Here is a 20390-nt window from a genome sequence, read left to right on the forward strand (position 1 = left end):
TTTTAGCAAATTACACAGAAACCTGGGTCATCGGCTAAATTTTCACTAGGGTTGCGCCACTCCCCTAGACCCTCTATCAAATCATTGGCATTTTCCGGACCCCAAACACCTGCGGCATATCCGTACATTTTAACATCTTTACCATTTTTCCAGTAATCCAAAATAGGATCAACAAAGGCCCATGCCGCCTCCACTTCATCTGCCCTGGCATACAAGGTGGCATCTCCTTGCATAGCGTCCAATAACAGTCGCTCGTAAGCTTCCATAACATGATTTTCGGTCAAGCTAGAATAGTAGAAGTCCATATTGGCACGTTCCACCTCAAAACCTTGGCCCGGAACCTTAACACCAAATTTCAACAATATACCTTCATCTGGCTGTATCCTAATAATTAATTTATTGTCTTTATTGCTTACACCCGATTCCTTAAAAATTTGATGATGTGGTGTCTTAAAATGTATGACCACCTCTGTTACCTTTGTGGGCATACGTTTGGCCGTTCTTACATAAAAGGGTACATCTGCCCATCGCCAATTATCAACAAAAAACTTAATGGCGGCAAAGGTTTCCGTAGTTGAATCCTCGTCCACACCATCTTCTTCCCTATATCCCTTAACTTCCTCCCCTTCTATTTTAGAGGCCACGTACTGTGCCCTTATTGTATTTTCATAGAGGGTTTTTTCATCTGTCATTATCTTAAGGGACTTCAACGCCTTTAACTTCTCATTACGTATTTCCTCTGCATTGGCACTTAATGGGGGTTCCATTACGATCAAGGCTACAATCTGTAATAGATGACTTTGAAACATATCCCTTAACGCCCCACTCTTATCGTAATATCCTCCACGTTTTTCCACACCAACGCTCTCCGCATTTGTAATTTCTACGTGGTGTATGTAATTTCTGTTCCAAAGCGGCTCAAAAATACTGTTGGCAAAACGGGTAACCAATAAATTTTGAACGGTCTCCTTGCCTAAATAATGATCTATTCTAAATATCTGTCCTTCTTTAAAATAGGAATGTAGCCCTTTGTTAAGATCCTGTGCTGTTTCTAAACTATATCCAAACGGTTTCTCAACGATCAGCCTTCGCCAACCACTGGTCTGATCGTTTAATCCTTGATCGGATAAATTTTTAGCTATAGGCTCGTAAAGACTTGGTGGGGTAGATAAATAAAAAATATGGTTTCCGTTAGTGCCATATTTTTGATCAAGGTCAGAAATGCGTTTTTCCAAACGTTCATATGAAGTATCATATTCTGAACCCAAGTCCTCATAAAATAGTTTATTGGCGAACTTTTGAATAAATTCCTCATCAAACTGCTTACGGTCCTCCTCAAGATAAACACTTTCCAAAACTACCTTGTTCCTGAATTTTAGATCACCAAGGTCACTTCTACTAACACCAAGCACCACAAAGTTCTCCGGAAGATGATTGCCCTTATATAAATTAAAGATTGCGGGAATTAATTTTCTTGCGGTCAAATCTCCAGATGCTCCAAATATGATGAGCATTTGATTGTCTGTGTTCTTCATAAACGCTTTCTATACTATTTTTAGAATATATTGATAAGAAAAGCAAATTTACGTTGCTTTGCAACTGCATTAACCATTAAAGTCAATATTTTAAATTAATTTTGAACTATACCGTATAGGGCCTAGGAATTCCTATAACAAAATAAATTCCTAAAGTGATAATTTAATTCTATAAACAACTTTTTATGTACGATTTTGGATTGGTAGGTCTTGGAGTAATGGGACGTAATTTTATACTTAATGTTGCGGATAACGGATTCTCTGCCTTTGGGTATGATCTAGATGCCGAAAAGGTGAATTCCTTAAAAAATGAAGGGGGAAATTTAGAGCAAGTAGATGCCTCTACCAATATTAAGACCTTTGTAAAGAATCTTAAGCAGCCACGTAAAATAATGTTACTGGTACCTGCCGGAAAAGTTGTAGATGCCGTAATAGAATCATTGTTACCACATATTGACAAAGGCGATATCATCATTGATGGCGGTAATTCCTTTTTTACCGATACCGACCGTAGGGAAGCTACGTTACAGAACCGGGGCATCAATTTCTTTGGGGCCGGGGTTTCAGGAGGTGCCAAAGGAGCTCGTAAGGGCCCAAGTATTATGCCCGGCGGATCCAAATCTGCCTATGAGCATATAAAGCCCATATTTGAAGCTGTATCCGCAAAATATAATGGTGAACCCTGCGTAGCTTATTTAGGTCCAAAATCTGCAGGTAATTATGTTAAAATGGTGCATAACGGTATTGAATATGGCCTAATGCAACTTACTTCCGAAATATATGATGTATTAAGAAAAGGGGGCGATCATGATAATGATGAATTACATGACATTTTCGCCAGTTGGAACGCTGGTAGGTTACAGTCTTTTCTTGTAGAAATAACCTCTGAAATCTTTAAGCAAGAGGACACACTGGTCAAAGGCCGTTTGGTTGATCAAATTTTGGATAAGGCCAAGCAGAAAGGTACGGGTAAATGGACCAGCCAAAATGCGATGGACCTGGGTATACCGGTCCCCTCTATAGATGTGGCCGTTAGTATGCGCGAGATTTCTGCATTAAAAGATGAAAGAATCAAGGCAGATGCCCTTTATGATAGACCAACCGTGCAACATATGGAAAAGGCACAATTGACCGATCTTTCAGAAAAGGCATTGTATTTCTCGTTTATTGTTACCTATGCCCAAGGATTGCACCAATTGGCAGATGCCTCTAAAGAATATGGATATCAACTGGATATTTCTGTCATTGCTAAAATATGGAGGGCCGGTTGTATTATCCGTGCAGGCCTACTAGCAGATATCACCGAAGCATTTAAGGCGGAGCCTGCATTACCTAACCTTTTGCTCTCTGCCACATTTGTGGATAAGATCAAAGATACCGTTGATGCAGCCAGGAAGTTAGTTGCCTTTGGGGCAACAAACGGTATACCGCTTCCAGGACTATCCAATTCACTTACCTATTTTGATGCTTATACCTCTAGTAAGTTACCGCTGAACCTTATTCAGGCTCAACGCGACTACTTTGGGTCTCATACCTATGAGCGATTGGACAGAGAAGGAATTTTCCATACCGAGTGGGAAGCTTAATATCACAAAATTGAAAACATCCGTATTTAAAATATTTGGATATTGTACAATGGCACTTTTGGTACATACCATGAGTTCCTGTAAAGAGGTCAACCCCAAGGAACAACCTGTAGAAATTTTGGATGACCATACATTGAACAGAAGGGCAAATGCCGCCATTAGCGATTCATTATTGCGGCAGGTTTATGTGCCAATCTATTCCGATATCTATAACCAGACGAGGGACACAAGGACGTTGCTTACCGCTACGTTAAGCATACGAAACACCAGTATTCGTGATAGTCTATTCGTTAGTAAAATAGATTATTATAATACTCAGGGAGATTTGGTTAGAAGTTATCTTGATTCCCCTATTTACCTTAAGCCTATGGAAACTATTGATTATGTTATAGAACAGCAGGACACCTCAGGAGGTAGCGGAGCCAATTTTATCATAGATTGGTATTCCAAGAAAAAATTGAATCCCCTGTTCCAGGCAGTAATGGTAGGTGGTCTTGGCGCACAGGCTTTTTCCTTTACAACGGAAGGTGTTGAAGTAGAGCAAGAATAGACCTTTTTTAATCTGGTATTGGCAAGTTTATTATGAACTATGACAACAAACATTTTAAAGTTGTTACAACTTCAGAAAATGGGGAAACCGGCAATGAAACCATTTTTCTTTATAAACAAAACGGTGCTGTACTTACCGCCACCTATTCAGGAGGCCAAATTAAAACAGGACACATACTCGGTATTGTTGATACCAACGGAACAATAGATATGCGCTATCATCAAATTAATGTGCAAGGTGAGCTCATGACAGGCATATGCCGATCAACGCCCCAAGTTCTGCCAATTGGAAAAATTAGACTTCATGAGCAATGGCGTTGGACATCAGGAGATAAATCCGAAGGGGTTTCCATTATAGAAGAGATTTAAGCTAAAAACAGTACAATGCAAACGTTCCACAATAAGATTGCCCTCGTAACCGGAGGAGCTTCGGGTATTGGAGAAATCATGGTTAGATTACTCCTTGAAAGAGGGGCTACGGTCATTATATGGGACATTGACGATAGTGCTTTTACCAGGTTGCAATCTACTTACGGCACTTTGGGCTCTTTGGTGCTTATGAAGGTTGATGTTACCGATATCCAAAGCATACATGCTACGGCAAAAAACGTTTTAAACGACTTTAACGGGGTAGATTTTCTTATTAATAATGCAGGTATCATTGTAGGCAAGTATTTATCTGAACATACCGTAGAGGATATAGATAGGACCATGCAAATTAATGCTAATGCCCCTATACACGTTACCCATGCATTTATAAATTCCATGATGGAGAGAAATACGGGTCATATATGTAATATTGCTTCGTCCGGCGGCTTATTATCTAACCCAAAAATGTCCGTATACGTAGCAAGTAAATGGTCCCTAATAGGTTTTTCCGAAAGTGTACGCCTAGAAATGGAACAATTAAACAAGAACATTAAGGTAACCACCGTAATGCCTTATTATATAGCTACCGGAATGTTTAAAGGAGTACGTTCAAAAATTCCCATCTTGAAACCTGAAGCAACTGCAGTGACCATCATCACCGCTATAGAGAAAAACAAAAAAATGGTTACGATACCCGGTTATATGTATAGATTGATACGTTTTGCGCAGGCTGTACTTCCAATAACAACTTTTGATTGGCTTACCGGTAAAGTCCTTGGGGTATATCATACCATGGACCATTTTACTGGAAGACCACCTAAAGAATAAAAGTTTCCTATTTTAATAGCTTACTGGGTGGATATCCAAATTGTTTTTTAAAGCAACGGCTAAAATATAACGGATCATTAAACCCAATTAAATTCGTAACCTCAGAAACATTGTACTTTTTTGTTTTTAATAAGGACGCTGATTTTTTCAATCGTACCGTCCTAATAAATTCCGTAGGTGCCAAATCTGTCAGTTCCTTTATTTTCTGATATAATTTAGAGGAGCTCATTCCCAACTCTTGGCATAGAAAAGAAGTTGATAAATCTGATTTATCCAAATTGGAATTGATCAACTCCGTAACCTTGAGCATAAGCGACTTATCTACGGGAGAATGTGTGAGCAAGCTGACCTCACTTTCTGTTTCGGCCGCAAATTTTGCTTTAAGATCCAAGCGTGTTTTAATAATATTCTCTATCATTAATTTTAACAATGACGGATCAAAAGGTTTTATCAAATAACCGTCCGCACCTGTGCCATATCCTTTGACCTTATCCTTATTATCTGACAATGCAGTCAATAATACTACGGGAATATGACTTATAAATTGATCGTTCTTTAGTTTCTCACAAAACTCGAGTCCGTTCATTACGGGCATCATTACATCCGATACACATAATGTAGGTCTTATCTGTCTACAAAGAGTCAATGCCTGATATCCATTTTCCGCTTCATATACTTTATAAAATCCAGACAAATAATCCACTAAATATTTTCTTAGTTCCGCATTGTCATCTATTACCAATATTTTTTGTTTTAATCCGGTATCTTGAATAATTTTTTTGGGTGCATCTTTCAATTCTTCGTTTTTGCTATGTTTTGGCAACGAAAGTTCAAACACCTCATCGTCCTCATAAAATCTACGTTCTATTGGCAATTCTACCATAAATATGCTACCCTTGTCCAAATTACTTTTTACCTCAATGTTACCTTTATGGAGTTCCACCAATGATTGTACTAATGAAAGACCAATTCCTGACCCCGTGTTGTTTTGTTTGGTGGAGGTGGCTTGGTAAAACCTATTGAAAATCTTTTTCTGACTTTTCTTGGAAATACCTATCCCATTATCACTTACTTCTATATTTAATTTTCCTGTTTTTTCATTATAGCGTAAATAAAGTTCTACGTTACCAAAATCCGGCGTAAATTTTAATGCGTTGGATAATAGATTATACAGAATTTTATCAAATTTGTCATTATCTATCCAACCATGTATATCTTCATTTTCCGTGATAAAACTTAGTTCAATATTCTTGTTATTGGCCAATTCCTTATATGAATCGAATATATTTTTTGAATAGGCCAAAATATCCGTTTCCATTGTTTTTAGCTTAAGTTCACCACTTTGTGCTTTTCTAAAATCAAGAACCTGGTTTACCAAAGAAAACAACCTGTTTGCATTGTTATGAATTAGCTCATACCTGCTTTTTTGGTACGTTGTCACTTGCTGTGCATTATCTTCCAACAGTTGTTTAACAGGTCCTAAAATAAGGGTCAGTGGTGTTCTGAGTTCATGTGAGATATTCGTGAAGAAACGTAATTTTTCATTGTTCAATTTAACATCATGTTCCCTATTGACCTTTTCCGTCAATAATTCTTGTTTTAACCGAATACGATTCTTAATCTCCCTCCTTACCAAATAAATTACCGAACCTAAAAGAATCAAAAATAATAGGATTGCCTTGGGGGTCATCCAAAAAGGGGGGTAATCTCTATTTGATAAGATGCGGTCTCACTCCATTGTCCATCACCGTTTCTGGAACGAATCTTGAATATATAATCCCCTGGAAATAAATTGGTATACTGTACCGTACGGGAAAAACCTGTGGTAGTGATCCATTGATCATCAAAACCCTCTAGCATATATTGAAAACTGTTCAGCTTTTCGTTGGCAAAAGTAGGTTCTGAAAATTGCAACGAAAAATTTCGGTTATCATAGTTGAGCTCTACCTTTTTGGAAAGGTTGATATCCGATCGTAACGGAACTTGGCCGTTGACTTCCATACCAGGCGTAACTTCTTTGTTCTGTATCCTAAACGCAGTTATGACCGGTGTTGTGCTAGATAGGTTCCTCTCCAATGTTTCCGTAGAAAAATGGATAATGCCACTTTTGGCGCCAAGATAAATATTCCTGCCATCTGCGGTGTAAAACCCCCCGGAGCTAAATACGTCTAATCTATTACCACTATTTACTTGATAGATATTTGCCTCATTGGTCAAAGTATTGAGTTTTGCAATACTGTTATTGTTCATATTGAGCCACAGGTTATTATCACTATCGTTCAAAATATCGGTTACCCATCTGCCCGAAAGTTCTTTATGTTTTAAGTAGGTCTGAAAACTATCTGATGTACGGTCATAATAACTAAATCCATATCTTGAGGAAGCCCAAATAATATCGTTATCATCTTTAAGGATATCACTCACGTTATTAGCATCAGGAAAGTTTATTTTTTCGTCCGAAAGTGCATCATAAACCTTAAATTCCCCAGAATCCATACTCAAACGAACAATACCTGTCTCTGTTGCGGACCATATGTCATTACCATCCTTGACCATGGTATTGATTTGAAAACCATCTAAAAATCTTTGATCATAAGGTGTTACGCTTAAATTTTCCGTATTCAAGAGTACTGCTCCCTCACCAAAAGAACTTACTAAAACAGTATTTGTGTTGAGCTGTGTAAATGCCAACACTGGCGAAGCCGTAAAACCGGTCTCAATGACTTTTGCTTTATTACGGATGTAGTCATATACCTGCACTTTGCCGTTCCATAGTCCACAATAGAAAAGCTTACCATCTACCGTATAAATACTGGCCATATCCGTACCAATGTCCAATAATGCTTCATACCCATTACCATTGGAAACAAAAAGACCGTTATTTCTTGTAGCTACAATGATCCTATCATCAAATGCTTTTGAGAATCCCCTGATTCTAGGTGCCTTGTTACCTATTAGTCTTGAGATATCCTTATTGAGCGCAAACTGATTTTCAACCGGATCATACTTATCCAGACCATCTTCAGTGCCTATCCACAACACACCAGATTTATCAAAAAACAATGCCGATACCAAATTGTCCACCAACGATGTACCGTCTGACAAAACGGATTGGTGAAGTTCATACTTCCCTTCGGTCAAATCTTCCATTTGATGGCATACCACTACCCCATCTAAAGTCCCTAACCAATATTTGCCATCAGGGGCCCTTGCCAATGCCAAAAAATACGGTCCTAGATTATTACCTTGTTCATTTTTAGAAATAACCAAATTGTTAAAGCCATCTATTGCCAAATCTAATTTATACAGTCCCTCTCGTGTTCCTATAAATAGGTCTCCCTTATGATCTTGATCTATGAAATTTATATAGGGGTTTATTTCGGTACTATTGGGAATATCCAAAGTATACCTTTTAATCTGTTGAATGGCTCCTGATGCATTTAAATAAATTTTTGCCACCCCGCCAGAGCCATAACTACCGATCCAGATATTACCTTCCTTATCTTCAAATATATCTTTAACGTAGTTAAAACCCTCTATTTCAACATGCTCAAAACTATCTTTGTCAGGATACAGGATACTTAACCCCTCATTCTTTGTTCCTACCCAAATCCGTTGAAATTGATCAATATATATAGATCTGATCTCTTGATCTGGCAAGGCATCTTTTTTATTGTCCTCAGGAAGATAGGTATGGAACGTGTGGGTATCCATATTAAAACGAGTTAGTCCGCCACGGGTACCTATCCACATGGTATTGGTCCGCTCATCTATCTCAAGGGCGGTTATATCATCGTTCAACAATGTTTTTTGTCCTGGAGAAGTACTTAGATATTGTTTGAATTGATAGCCATCAAATCTATTAAGCCCGGAAAATGTACCAAACCATAGAAAACCATGTTTATCTTGGTTAATATATCTAACCGAATTATGGGAGAGCCCGTTGTTATCATTATAATGATTGAATTTCAGGTTTTGCGAACTTAACTGTAAGCTCACCAACACCATCAACATAAAACTATAACAATATTTCATTGAATGTTCACTATCTATTTATTCTCATAAAATAGGCATTTAAACGCTTAACAAACAAACTTTACCTAAAGCTTTTCTAGTTGTTGCAAAAGCTCCTCATCTATAGAATTAATTGATGCATCTTTGAGGATAATCTCACTTTTATTACTTTTTGGCACCACTAATCTTGAAAGTGTAATATTGGAGACATCATCAAATATTATGGCAGGTCTAAAATCCTCATTTTCCAAAGTAAAGATGATATTTTTCATAGTAATGCCCGTTACATGACGTACATATAGCCCATACGCAGGAAGCTCTCCAAACATGGAAAATTCTGGATAGCCTTTTACCTCTTCCTTTACTTGATTTAATCTACTCAATGGCACATAGGCCATTCCTTTGGACGCCCTGCCCGGATATCTAATCGTAATATTTTCTAATTGAACATTTTCTACATGGTGCCCTTCAATACCTGTAATAGAAGATGGAAATGGATTATGAAAGAAATTTACTTCTGGTCCCCTTAAATCATAGTCGATATCTGGCCTGCCAAATGGCACCTGAACATCTATATTCGTTATACTAACATCCTTGACTACACCTGCTCTGTCCCCTGATCGATGACCCAAACGTATAAATAATGCATTACCGGTATTTAAGGCCGTTATGTTATTTACCGTAACGTTTTCTATAATTCCCCCATCAACCGATTCTATGGCAATGGCCGATCTAAACGTATCAAAAACTTTAATGTTCTCTATGGTTACGTTCTTGAAACCACCTAAGGATGCAGTACCAAACTTAATGGCACTGGCGCTGGACCTAATGGTGCAATTTGCAATATATATACCATCATTATAATGGTCTTTAGAATGCGATTTTAAACAAATACCGTCATCTGCAGCATCTATATTACAATTGGTTATACTAACATTTTTACAATCTACAATGTCAAAACCATCGTTGTTCCAATAGGCTCCGTTATGAATAGTGACACTATCATACCTAACATCCGTACATTGCTCAATGGTCTGGAGCCAACTGGCGGAACTCTTTAGGGTAACATTGGAAAAATTTACATTGGTACACCTAAGTAAATTTATCAATTCTGGTCTTTGCAACTCATTTGGCCGCATGCGCTTCTTATTATATTTAGGGTCTATACGCTCCCCAATGTGGTGAAGACTATCTATGGCCAATGCCAATTTCCTCCCTTGTCCATCTATAGTTCCTTTACCGGTTATAGAGATATTACTGGCTTCCTTTGCCACGATCAAAGCCAGGTTACCCTGCTCCAATTTCTTATATTGATAGGCGTCTGTAGTGCCCAATAATACAGCACCCTCATCTAATTGCAAATGTACATTATCCTTTAGCTCAATGGTACCTGACAAATATGTACCCTTTGTTAAAACAACCTTGCCTCCCTTAGCCTTATGTGCCGCATCTATAGCTTGCTGTATGGCTTGCGTACTTAATTCATCTCCTTTGTCCGATGCCCCAAAATCAGTTACTTGGTACTCTTTTATGTTTTGGAGTTGCGTTTGGCCCATTGTGGTACAGTGGGTCAACAATAACAAGGTAAATACTAATGGTATATATAATGGATTCGTTTTCATTCCTGTTTAATTTGCACTGTTTTTCATATTCAATATTAATTCTCCTCCTTTTACAATATCTGAATGCCGTATGTTATAATTGGGCAATTCCGCACCATTGAATACCGGTATGTCAGAATATATATTGGATGCATTGTTGTCCTTTGCCTGTATAATAAATGTTTCTCCTTGATAATATCCAGGATGAAGTTTAATGCTAATTTTATTGAAGATAGGACTCCCTATTTGGTATTCAGGATTTTCCTCTGTGCCTCCGTTCATTTGAAATAATCCTATTTTATATAATACATTAAGGCTTCCCATTAACCCCTGATCTTCATCGCCATTATATCCTGTATTTGGTGCTAGTCCGCTAAAGGCTTTTTCAACAACCTTACGGGTCCAATATTGCGTTAAATCTGGTCTACCCAGTTTATTGAACACAAATGGAGTCTGTATAGAAGGTTGATTACCTAGGTTTACGGGAATTCTTCTATACTCCGGATGCAGTTCACTTTCATGGGAATTTCCCGAGGTAAAATTCAATTCCTCTGCCTTTTTAAATTGCGCGTTCAATTTGTCAACCGCAGTATCCTTTCCTCCCATTAAAGCACTTAAGCCATCCATGTCATGGGGAACAAACCAGGTAGATTGGGCCGCATTAGATTCCACAAACCCGTTTTCATATACGTAGGGATCAAAATCTTTTGACCATTCCCCCTCCACATTCCTAGCCTGCATCCATCCGCTAGCAGAATTGAATACGTTTTTGTAATTCTTTGAACGATTTTCAAAATATTGCCGATCTTCCTCCCTGCCAATTTTTTTGGCCAATTGAGCCAAGGTAAAATCTTGATAGGCGTACTCCAAGGTTTGTCCAGATCCATCTAAATGAATCCCAAATTTACCCTCTGGCAAAGGCCAAGGCACATAGCCTTTCTCCAAATAATATTTTAGCCCTCCGCCTATATCCGTATCATGTTCATAACCTGCTTTGCCCATGATTCCTCCAAGCATATGGTTTTTTTTCAGAGCAGAATAAATGGTATCCAATTGTTCGTTTACAATTCCTTTTTGAATGGCAGATACAATAAAGGGTGTTGAGGATGCGCCAGTCATTACATTGGTATAGTTGCCGCCAGATGGTCCTCTTGGTACCAGCCCACCATCTTTATAATACTGCATTAACGATTGGCTAAATTCATGCATAATATCAGGGTATACCAATCCCCAAAGGGTATTTATCGTCCATTGCGCACCCCAAAAGGAATCCGAGTTATAGTGGTTAAACTTTGGAGACCCTTGTTCATTAAGGGGTAATTGCCCTATTCTAAACTCCTTGCCCGTATTGTCCGGATACGCCCCATTGACATCACTAATAATCCTTCTTCCCTGTAAGGCATGCCACAGATCGGTATAAAATCTTCGCTGGTCCTGATCGGACCCCCCTTCTATCTGAATACGGGACAACATTGTATTCCATTCCAACTTGGACTCGTTTACAGTTTTACTAAAGTCCCAATGAGGAAGTTCCGTAATTATATTGGTCTCCGCATTATTGATAGAGGTATATGAAATACCAACCTTCATCAACACAGGATCTTCAGTGTCGTTCAATACCACCATATAATTATTGGTCTGCTCATCCTGTTCAATAGTAGCTATGGGTGTATTGAACTTTATTTTAAAATATGTAGTCAACGGTTTTGGTCTTCTTCTGGTAGGTGTCATCACAAAACTCCCGGAAAGTTCCATATTGGAATCTTTTTGCAGGGTGCCATCAATATTCTCGTTTGGTCCCAATACGGTATTCAAATTCAATAGAACCGAACGTGACTTAGTTCCTTTAGCATAGGTATATTTATGAAAACCTACCCTCTTTGTACTGGTCAATTCTGCTGTGATACCATACCGCTCTAATTCCAAATAATGATACCCCGGTGATATAATTTCCTCATTATGGTCAAAACTTGAATAAAAATCAGTAAAAATAGTGCTATCCCTTTCTGTTGTGGTTTTTATAGGCATAACGGAAAGACCGGACATTTGCCATGCATGTATATGGCTAAATCCTTTAATAGTGTCCACTTTGTAACGATAACCACTGCCCCAAGCACCATTAATTTCCGTATCTGGACTTAGGTTTACCATACCAAAAGGCCTGTTGGCAGATGAAAAGAAAAACCAACGTGAATTTTCAGTATCCAATTGTGGGTATACCAAATCTACCAGTTGTACTTCCATATCATTCTTATCCTTTTCGCATGAGGCAAGGCACAAGGCTAGAATTATCAATTTTAAACTATCCCAGAATAACGATTTTTTCTTGTTGACCATTGGTGTGGTTTATTGATTGCTTACTTATAATTTTATATTGATTTTACTTCAACCTTAACTTAAGGTTAAGCTATGGGCAAAAGGTGTAATACCTGTTATATATACATGTTCGCCATCTGTTTGTAGTGTCCCGTTATGATATCCGTATTGTTCACTTTCCAATCTAGAAACCCGATCATGCACGTACAGCCCCGGCCCAAATGTAATTTGATCCTCTCCTACCTGATACATTCCAAAACCCGATTTAAGTAAATGTTTATCGGTATCCAAGGTTGTTGTTCCGGTTAACGTACCCCCTTTTTCAAAACACATCTCCAAGGTAACTTCCACATGGGGCGGTCCATCTACCTTGATATCAATGTTAAGTTCTCCGTTTTGCTCAATTAATGTTATGTCCGTAACCTGTGTTTTAACATTACTCTTTTTCCTAGAATCAAAGTCCATTTTGTTCCAAAATCTTTTATCGTGAGATTCCGATAATTTATAATCCCCATTATCCAAATGATACTGCTTTTCTAAAGGCTGGTAATAATAGGCTTCTTTCTTTTCATGTAATTTATAGGATGTTCCTTGTTTTGTAATTCCTTCGCTTCTAAAATAACCCATTCTAAAGAATGATGTTGACAATCGCATGTGTTTTAATATCACCGCTCCCTTACGATACGTTAGAAAATTTGGGTTCGATGATTTCCCCGATACAATTTCCAGCGGCCTATCAATACCACCAAATAAGGTCATTGTAATATTACCTCTCTTTATCCTGACCAAATGGGACGATGAAAACATCTTTTCATACTCCTCAAATACAAGATTGGATTTAGGCAACTCATACCCCAATTCTGGCTCAATCATAAATTCTATCAAGGAACGGGAAAGAATAACAGAATCAAAATCAGCAAATCCTTCTATTTGTTTCGTCATATATACCAGTAAAGGATTTTTAGTCCGTAGAGCCATATATCTATACTGCACATAAAACTTGGTTATTGTAGAAGGTCGTAATTGATCTTGCCTTCGAGAATCAATAGAGACTACATCACCATTTGGCTCTGTATAATAGCAATAAGTAATCAAGTTTTTAAGAACTGAATCTAGAAGCGCTGGCCTTTGTAGCGTTTTTGCAATGGTTATCAATGCCCTGTTGATGACGGCGGAATAATTGGCACTACGCTCAAGATAATGACCATCATTATTGGTATAAACACCTTCCGCCAACCATTGCTCTATCCTATTGACGTATTTTTCGTCAGGATAAAGTTCATAAATTCCCGCTATAGCTGCACAGACCACCCATCTATGGTTTGGGGTATGTACACCACCAGTTACCATTGCTTCCCCGGCATTTAAGATAAATTTTTCTATGCTTTTAGTCAAAATATTGGTGTTCTTGAAGTTGTCTTTTTTCAAAACACTCATTGCACCACATACATGCTCCAATACAAATGCCGTATCCGGAGGTGATTGCCGGTTTCCTCCAGAATCCAACGTACCATCTTCATATTGACCCTTCAATAAAATATCAGCATAAAGTTGCAAAGCTTCCAATACGGGTTGTGACCGATAAAAATCTGAATCCTTATGGGAAAAAGAAGCTGCCATAACGGATATATTCCTGGCAACACTTCTATAGGAAGAAAATCTTGTTGAACTGGACAATTTCTCTTCATTTAACAATGATTCGACACTTTGATCATTGGCCTCTAAAAATCTTGATATTAGTAACTTATCACTTTTTTTATCTGCAAGTTTTGTACCCATTGCCCATATACCTTGACTATACCATAATCCGGCCATGGCCAAGCTACCCACTGATAAAAATTGTGCACGACTTATATTATTTTTCATGGTATGTTATAATGGCTAATGATTTCTTCCTTTAAATGTACTATTTCATTCTCTTAATTGATCCTGAACCATTCAATATCCTAAGCTGATAATAGGTATTAATGTATTTCTTACATAGTATAAAAATGAATAGAAGAAGGGCGGACAAACCAGTCCGCCCTAACTAACAAAAAACTGCTCACTCAACTAACAAATTTTCATGTATGCTTTTAATATCCAGGATTTTGCTCAATGTTATTATTGGATAAAATAATTTCCGTGGCCGGAATTGGTCTTAACAAATGAACAGATGGATCAAATGAACCATGGTCCACTACATGCGGGTTGTATTGATTAATACGCTCCTGCAATTTTCCGGTTCTTTTCAAATCGTTCCACCTACTGGCTTCACCGGCTAGTTCCAGGGCTCTTTCATTTAAAATATCATCAATTGTTACGGTAGCATAAAAATCCGCTTCTCCTGTTGCTCTTTCCCTTACAATATTGATATGGAAAAGCGCTTGTGCCGGACTTCCCGCTCCCAAATAAGCTTCTGATGCAATTAAATGCGTTTCTGCAATCCTAAATACAAAAGTATCCCGGTAACCGCCTTCAAGCTCATCAAAACCAACATCTTCAAATTTTTTGAATATCGGGAAATTTGCAAAGATTGTATTATCCGTATACTGATAATTAACTCCGGCCACATTTTCCGGCGAATCATTAAAGTAATATTCATCTGGCTGATACACATAGTATCTGTTTAGTTTATCCGATAGGTCATCTTCTGAAATCGCCTGCTTTGGAAAATAGATGATGGTATCACCAACCGCAATGTTATCCGTACCTACCGCATCCTCAGTATCTGTATACAATACCCTATGAAAGGTTGCCTCATCCCTGGTATCGTTTTCATCAAAAAGGGAATAGAAAAATTCTGTAGGCATAACATCACCACCTCTTATACCGTATGGGTTTTGTCTACTCATACCCGGTAATTCATTCACTGCAAATCTTATGATTGAATGCTTGGTGTTGTTTCTATCCTGAAAATCTCCTCCGAAACCATATTGAATGGAAAACAAGATTTCATCGTTTACCTGATTGTCATAATCAAAAACTTCAGCATAACTCTGTGTTCTGATATCATATCCACCTATAGCGGTTTCCGCCAAACTTGCGGCCGTACTAAAATCATTACTATCTCCAAAAGATGTATAAGCCCTAGTCAAATATACCTTTGCCAATAGATGCTGTGCCGCTCTCTTTGAAAGTCTGCCGGTTGCGGGCGCATCCTCCAAATTTGGAATGGACTCTTCTAAATCGGTAATTATTTGTGCATATGTTTCCTGCTCACTAGCACGGACATAATCAGAACTAATTTCATTGATTTCCTCTAAGGTAAGTACTACCCCACCAAACTGTTGCACCAGATTAAAATAAGCCATAGCACGCATTGTTCTAGCTTGTGCAATACCATTGTCCCTTGCAGGAATATTAGAAGGTGTCCATTCTATTTCATTGGTATATCGGTTTATTGCAATATTGGCTTTACTGATAACATTATAATTATCCCGCCACTCATTGGCAAACTCCCCTGTACTACTATTAATGTTTACATATACGTTTAAAGGTTGTAAATCTGTATTTACATTGCCCTGGGAGGTAAATATATCCGTACCGAGCATATGGATATCATATCCTTTGTACACGGCCCGTAATGAGTTATACACACCAACAACCAGCCTATCTGCATTGTCTTCCGTTATAAAATCCTCCCCTGTTAAATTAGAGAAATTTTCCTCTTCAATATATTTATTACAAGAATAGGCAGTAACAGCTAGAGCTGCAAGCATAAGCAACCGCCCTACATTTTTTTTATATCTATTCATTTTCTTAAATTTTATTTTTAGAATGCTACTTTTAAACCAATTAAGGTAGTCCTGGTCTGAAAACTCATATCATATGAATTCTGTAAACCTGTTTCTGGATCGGGTCCTTGAAAATCAGTGAACGTAAAAGGATTTTGAACATCTATGGACAACCTTGCGCTGGTCATATGAAACTTATCCAACAAGGTTGCAGGAAAACTATAGCCTAGACCAATATTTCCAATTTTCACAAAAGACATATCCTCAAAAAAGTATTCGCCTTGTGTTGGGCCTATTCCCGGTAACGGGTTATCTGCATTTGGTGAATCAGGTGTCCAATAGGCAGCATCTATCTTACTAAACCTCGTTTCACCATTGGTATCATGATGTTGATGAAATTCCGAATGGCCAAAAACACCTTGTCTTGTATACATCATCACTGACATATCCAAATTCTTGTATTTAAAATTATTGGTCATACCCCCAGTCCAATCCGGTGCCGTAGTCCCAATTACGACCTTATCATTGGCGGCATCTAGTATACCATCATTATTCTGGTCAACATACTTATGTTCCCCTGGTACTGCATTATATACTGCGGCCTCAGCTGCTTCGTCTATTTGCCAAATACCATCCTTTTCATAAGAATATATAGCATCTGATGGCTGGCCCACTATTAAGGCACTATGCCTACCAAATACTTGTAAGTCCAAATCTCCTTCCAGCTTCAAAATCTCATTTTTGTTCTTGGCAAAATTTAAACTTGTATTCCAGCTAAAATCCTCTGTCTGTATATTCTTGGTATTCAAGGTAAATTCTATACCTCTATTGTTCATAGAACCAAAATTCCCTACCGCACTGCTAAATCCGGTAACATTCAACAAGTTTCTTGAAAATATGGCACCTTCCGTGGTCTTGTCATATAATTCCAACGAAAAATTAACCCTGTTGTTCAGCATACCAAAATCTACACCTAGGTTCACCTCGTCTGAAACTTCCCATGTCAATTCCGGATTTGAAAGACCGCTTACAATATTTCCGTTCGTTAGATCATCACCAAATAGATAATTGCTATTGTTCAAGAAAGCAAACGATCTATAGGGCGATACCGTATTGTAGTTTCCGGATTTACCATAACTGATCCTGAATTTTAAGTTGGTCAACCAATCTGCATTCTGTAAAAATTGCTCTTCACTGGCACGCCATGCAAAAGCAGCGGATGGAAAGAAATTCCATTTATTACCTTCGGCAAGTTTAGAAGCTCCATCATATCTACCTGTAAAAGTGAACAAGTACTTATCATTGACATTGTAATTTATACGTCCTGCAACAGAAGCCGTGGTTTCCTTTTCATAATAAGAACTATATTGCCTAACATCCGTACCGGCGCTTGTATTATAAAAACCGTGAAAATCCGGAACATTCCTGGTTTCTATATTATTTCCTTCCAATTGGTTGTAATATACAGAAGTGATTAATGTTGCACCCAGTTTCTGCTTGTCCGTAATGTCAAAATTAAAATCGGCCGTATTATCCCATGTATATGAGTTCCTTAAATCTACCCCATAATAAGCCCTGGTCCTGGAGGGATCGTTTCTTGCAGATTTAGTAAGTAACCCCCTATGCTCACCATTTCTGGTAGATGATAAATTAGGGGAGAACGTAGTTTTTAACTTTAACCAATCGCTAGGCTCATATTGAACATAGAAATTAGAGATTACATTTAAAATCCTTTGATTGTTTTTCCATGCCCCGTTTACCTCATAATACGGATTTACGAATCGCTGGTCCTCGTTATCAGGATATAATATCAATTCACCATTATCATCAAAAGGATCTGCGGTAACCGGCAATCTATAGGCGCTTCTAAATAGTTCCCTACTTCCTTTTTCTTGTTCTGAATAGGAGAGATATGCCCTTAGACCAATGGTAAAACGATTCATCTTTTTGGACAAGGAAGTTGAGGCGGTATACCGCTCATATGCCTGGTCATTACCTACGACACCCTCATCTTTTAAGTAACCTATAGAACTGTTGTATACCAAACCATTTTGCCCTCCGGACATAGAAACTGTATGGCTTGACTGAACCGCTGTCCTGGTAATATAGTCTATCCAATCAAAATAATTTCTATTGGCGATATTGTCCGTTTCCCCATTATCAAAGAATGATTGGCTTCTATTAATCGTATAATTATCAAAATCTGCAGGGGTAGGATCTGGTGTTGAACTATTCAACCATTCTGCCTTCCATTGCTGTGCCCTTAAATTATCATCTATAAATTCAATATATTCATCCCCGGACATGATATCCACCAAATTGCTCGCGGAACTTACCCCAAAAGAGGCGTCATATGAAAATTGTGTTTTACCTTCAATACCGTTCTTGGTGGTAATTATAACAACACCGTTAGCTCCCCTTGATCCATAAATAGCAGTGGCCGAAGCATCTTTTAGAATATCCATTTGTTGAATATCCGCAGGATTTAAAATATTGATGTTATCCAAGAATATCCCATCTACCACGTATAAAGGTCTGGATAAATCTGCCGTAACATCATCACTCTGCCCATCCGCATTTGCCTGGTTACTATTGGTAATTACCGTATTACCCCTTACCCTAATGGATAACGGTGAACCAGGCTTGGAATTTAAACGCCTTACATCTACACCGGCAACCGTTCCACGAACCGCCTGACCCAAATCCGTTCTACGCTGTTCCGTTAATTCCTCTGCTCCAATAGATGCTACAGCGCCCGTTAAATCTGTTTTCTTAACGGACCCATAACCAATGACTACGACTTCATCTAGTTTTGCCGTATCCTCTACAAGAATTACATCTATTGTAGTTTGATCTTGGTATATAATTTCTTGACCCTTAAAACCTAGATAACTGAATACCAATGTTTCTCCTTTAGAAACCCTTATTTGATAATTTCCATCAAAGTCAGTTACCGTTCCGTTAGAGGTTCCTTTTACCATAATGTTTACCCCGGGTAAAGGAGTACCGGTTTCATCATTCACAACCCCAGAGAGTTGATCTTGGGCCCATAACGTAGAGCCCAGGCCCAGACAAATGACCCATATTAATTTTTTAAGTCCGTTCATAAGTTGATTGTTTAGTAGTTACGGACCTAATATATTTTACCTTAAGGAAATTAATATGGACAAATCATTCCGAAACATGGATTTAAAGTTTACAAAACAATTAATTACTTGATTTTCAGCTATTTATAAGTTTTAAAAAATTAACATTTTGTTTACAAACGATGTATTTTTTAAAAAAATACATGCATTTTCTTCAATTTTATAGTATGAATTTTAGCAAAACAAAACAATATTGACATGGATTTATTAAGATTAGTAAATTGTACACCCTACTATTGCGATTTTAAAAAAGATAATCGCCTATATAATGCAAAAAGGTTGATTTTCTTTTGGTTTATAAACCCTAACTTGTATGTAGAATTGTTATAATTATATTCACTCCACTAGGTATGGCAAAAGCACAATATTCCATTTATGTTATTGAACTATCCAAGAAAATATATACTGAAAACAAAAAGTTCAGGGAGGCCAACCCTCAATTTAATGGTGTCCTGGAATGTTTGTATGTAGGTATGACCAGCAAAACACCCAAAGAACGTTTTGAACAACATAAAAACGGCACATTAAGTAAAAAAGGAATTAATATTTCATCATCCATCGTAAGAAAATATGGGCTATATCTTAGGGGAAGCCTATACAATCATATACCATTAATACCAACTAAAGTAGAGGCGTTAAAGATGGAAAAACAATTGGCATTGGAATTGCGCAGAAAAAAATATGCGGTCTGGTTCAATTAATATAGATTGTCCTGTAAAGCATTACACGT

The 20390-nt window shown here is 37.8% G+C and carries 13 protein-coding genes; 5 read left to right on the forward strand and 8 right to left on the reverse strand.

Annotated elements, in window-relative coordinates; genetic code table 11:
- Nucleotides 1-2 precede the first annotated feature (2 nt).
- A complete protein-coding gene (zwf, locus tag Q2T41_RS01505) occupies nucleotides 3-1535 on the reverse strand; it encodes a glucose-6-phosphate dehydrogenase (protein ID WP_304434531.1) in 1533 nt (510 codons plus the stop codon).
- Nucleotides 1536-1720: 185 nt separating this feature from the next.
- Between zwf and gnd the strand changes: the two genes are divergently transcribed.
- Genes gnd through Q2T41_RS01525 form a run of 4 tightly spaced genes read left to right on the forward strand, consistent with a single transcriptional unit; the run spans nucleotide 1721 to nucleotide 4867 of the window.
- Nucleotides 1721-3121: an NADP-dependent phosphogluconate dehydrogenase gene (gnd, locus tag Q2T41_RS01510; protein ID WP_304434533.1), complete on the forward strand. Its 1401-nt coding sequence runs from the start codon at nucleotides 1721-1723 to the stop codon at nucleotides 3119-3121.
- Nucleotides 3072-3671, forward strand: a complete 600-nt coding sequence (locus Q2T41_RS01515) for a DUF3124 domain-containing protein (protein WP_304434535.1) — start codon at nucleotides 3072-3074, stop codon at nucleotides 3669-3671. Before gnd ends, Q2T41_RS01515 begins: the two co-directional genes overlap by 50 nt.
- Before the next feature lie 32 nt (nucleotides 3672-3703).
- Nucleotides 3704-4039, forward strand: coding sequence for an avidin-fold protein (locus tag Q2T41_RS01520; RefSeq protein ID WP_304434537.1), 336 nt, complete (start codon nucleotides 3704-3706; stop codon nucleotides 4037-4039).
- A gap of 15 nt (nucleotides 4040-4054) precedes the next feature.
- Complete coding sequence (locus Q2T41_RS01525; protein WP_304434538.1) at nucleotides 4055-4867, forward strand: SDR family oxidoreductase; 813 nt, start codon at nucleotides 4055-4057, stop codon at nucleotides 4865-4867.
- Nucleotides 4868-4874: 7 nt separating this feature from the next.
- On the opposite strand, the gene Q2T41_RS01530 is transcribed toward Q2T41_RS01525, so the two are convergent.
- The 7 genes from Q2T41_RS01530 to Q2T41_RS01560 form a co-directional block, all read right to left on the reverse strand.
- The gene (locus tag Q2T41_RS01530; RefSeq protein ID WP_304434540.1) at nucleotides 4875-6557 is read right to left on the reverse strand and encodes a hybrid sensor histidine kinase/response regulator transcription factor; all 1683 of its coding nucleotides are present in this window, start codon (nucleotides 6555-6557) and stop codon (nucleotides 4875-4877) included.
- Nucleotides 6554-8902 carry a ligand-binding sensor domain-containing protein gene (locus Q2T41_RS01535; protein WP_304434542.1) on the reverse strand — a complete coding sequence of 783 codons (2349 nt, stop codon included), beginning with the start codon at nucleotides 8900-8902 and terminating at the stop codon, nucleotides 6554-6556. The genes Q2T41_RS01530 and Q2T41_RS01535 overlap by 4 nt, the downstream gene beginning before the upstream one ends.
- A 65-nt stretch (nucleotides 8903-8967) precedes the next feature.
- The gene (locus Q2T41_RS01540) at nucleotides 8968-10503 is read right to left on the reverse strand and encodes a glycoside hydrolase family 28 protein (protein WP_304434544.1); all 1536 of its coding nucleotides are present in this window, start codon (nucleotides 10501-10503) and stop codon (nucleotides 8968-8970) included.
- Between the two features lie 6 nt (nucleotides 10504-10509).
- On the reverse strand, nucleotides 10510-12819 hold the full coding sequence (locus Q2T41_RS01545; protein WP_304434546.1) for a GH92 family glycosyl hydrolase: 2310 nt from the start codon (nucleotides 12817-12819) through the stop codon (nucleotides 10510-10512).
- Between the two features lie 54 nt (nucleotides 12820-12873).
- On the reverse strand, nucleotides 12874-14664 hold the full coding sequence (locus tag Q2T41_RS01550) for a hypothetical protein (protein WP_304434548.1): 1791 nt from the start codon (nucleotides 14662-14664) through the stop codon (nucleotides 12874-12876).
- Nucleotides 14665-14873: 209 nt separating this feature from the next.
- Nucleotides 14874-16535: a RagB/SusD family nutrient uptake outer membrane protein gene (locus Q2T41_RS01555; protein WP_304434550.1), complete on the reverse strand. Its 1662-nt coding sequence runs from the start codon at nucleotides 16533-16535 to the stop codon at nucleotides 14874-14876.
- 17 nt (nucleotides 16536-16552) lie between these two features.
- A complete protein-coding gene (locus Q2T41_RS01560; RefSeq protein ID WP_304434552.1) occupies nucleotides 16553-19621 on the reverse strand; it encodes a SusC/RagA family TonB-linked outer membrane protein in 3069 nt (1022 codons plus the stop codon).
- Between the two features lie 389 nt (nucleotides 19622-20010).
- Between Q2T41_RS01560 and Q2T41_RS01565 the strand changes: the two genes are divergently transcribed.
- Entirely contained in the window at nucleotides 20011-20361 is a 351-nt protein-coding gene (locus Q2T41_RS01565; protein ID WP_089260593.1) for a GIY-YIG nuclease family protein, read from the forward strand.
- Nucleotides 20362-20390 lie beyond the last annotated feature (29 nt).

The organism is Maribacter confluentis (assembly GCF_030505015.1).
In the GTDB taxonomy this organism is placed as follows: Bacteria; Bacteroidota; Bacteroidia; order Flavobacteriales; family Flavobacteriaceae; genus Maribacter; species Maribacter sedimenticola.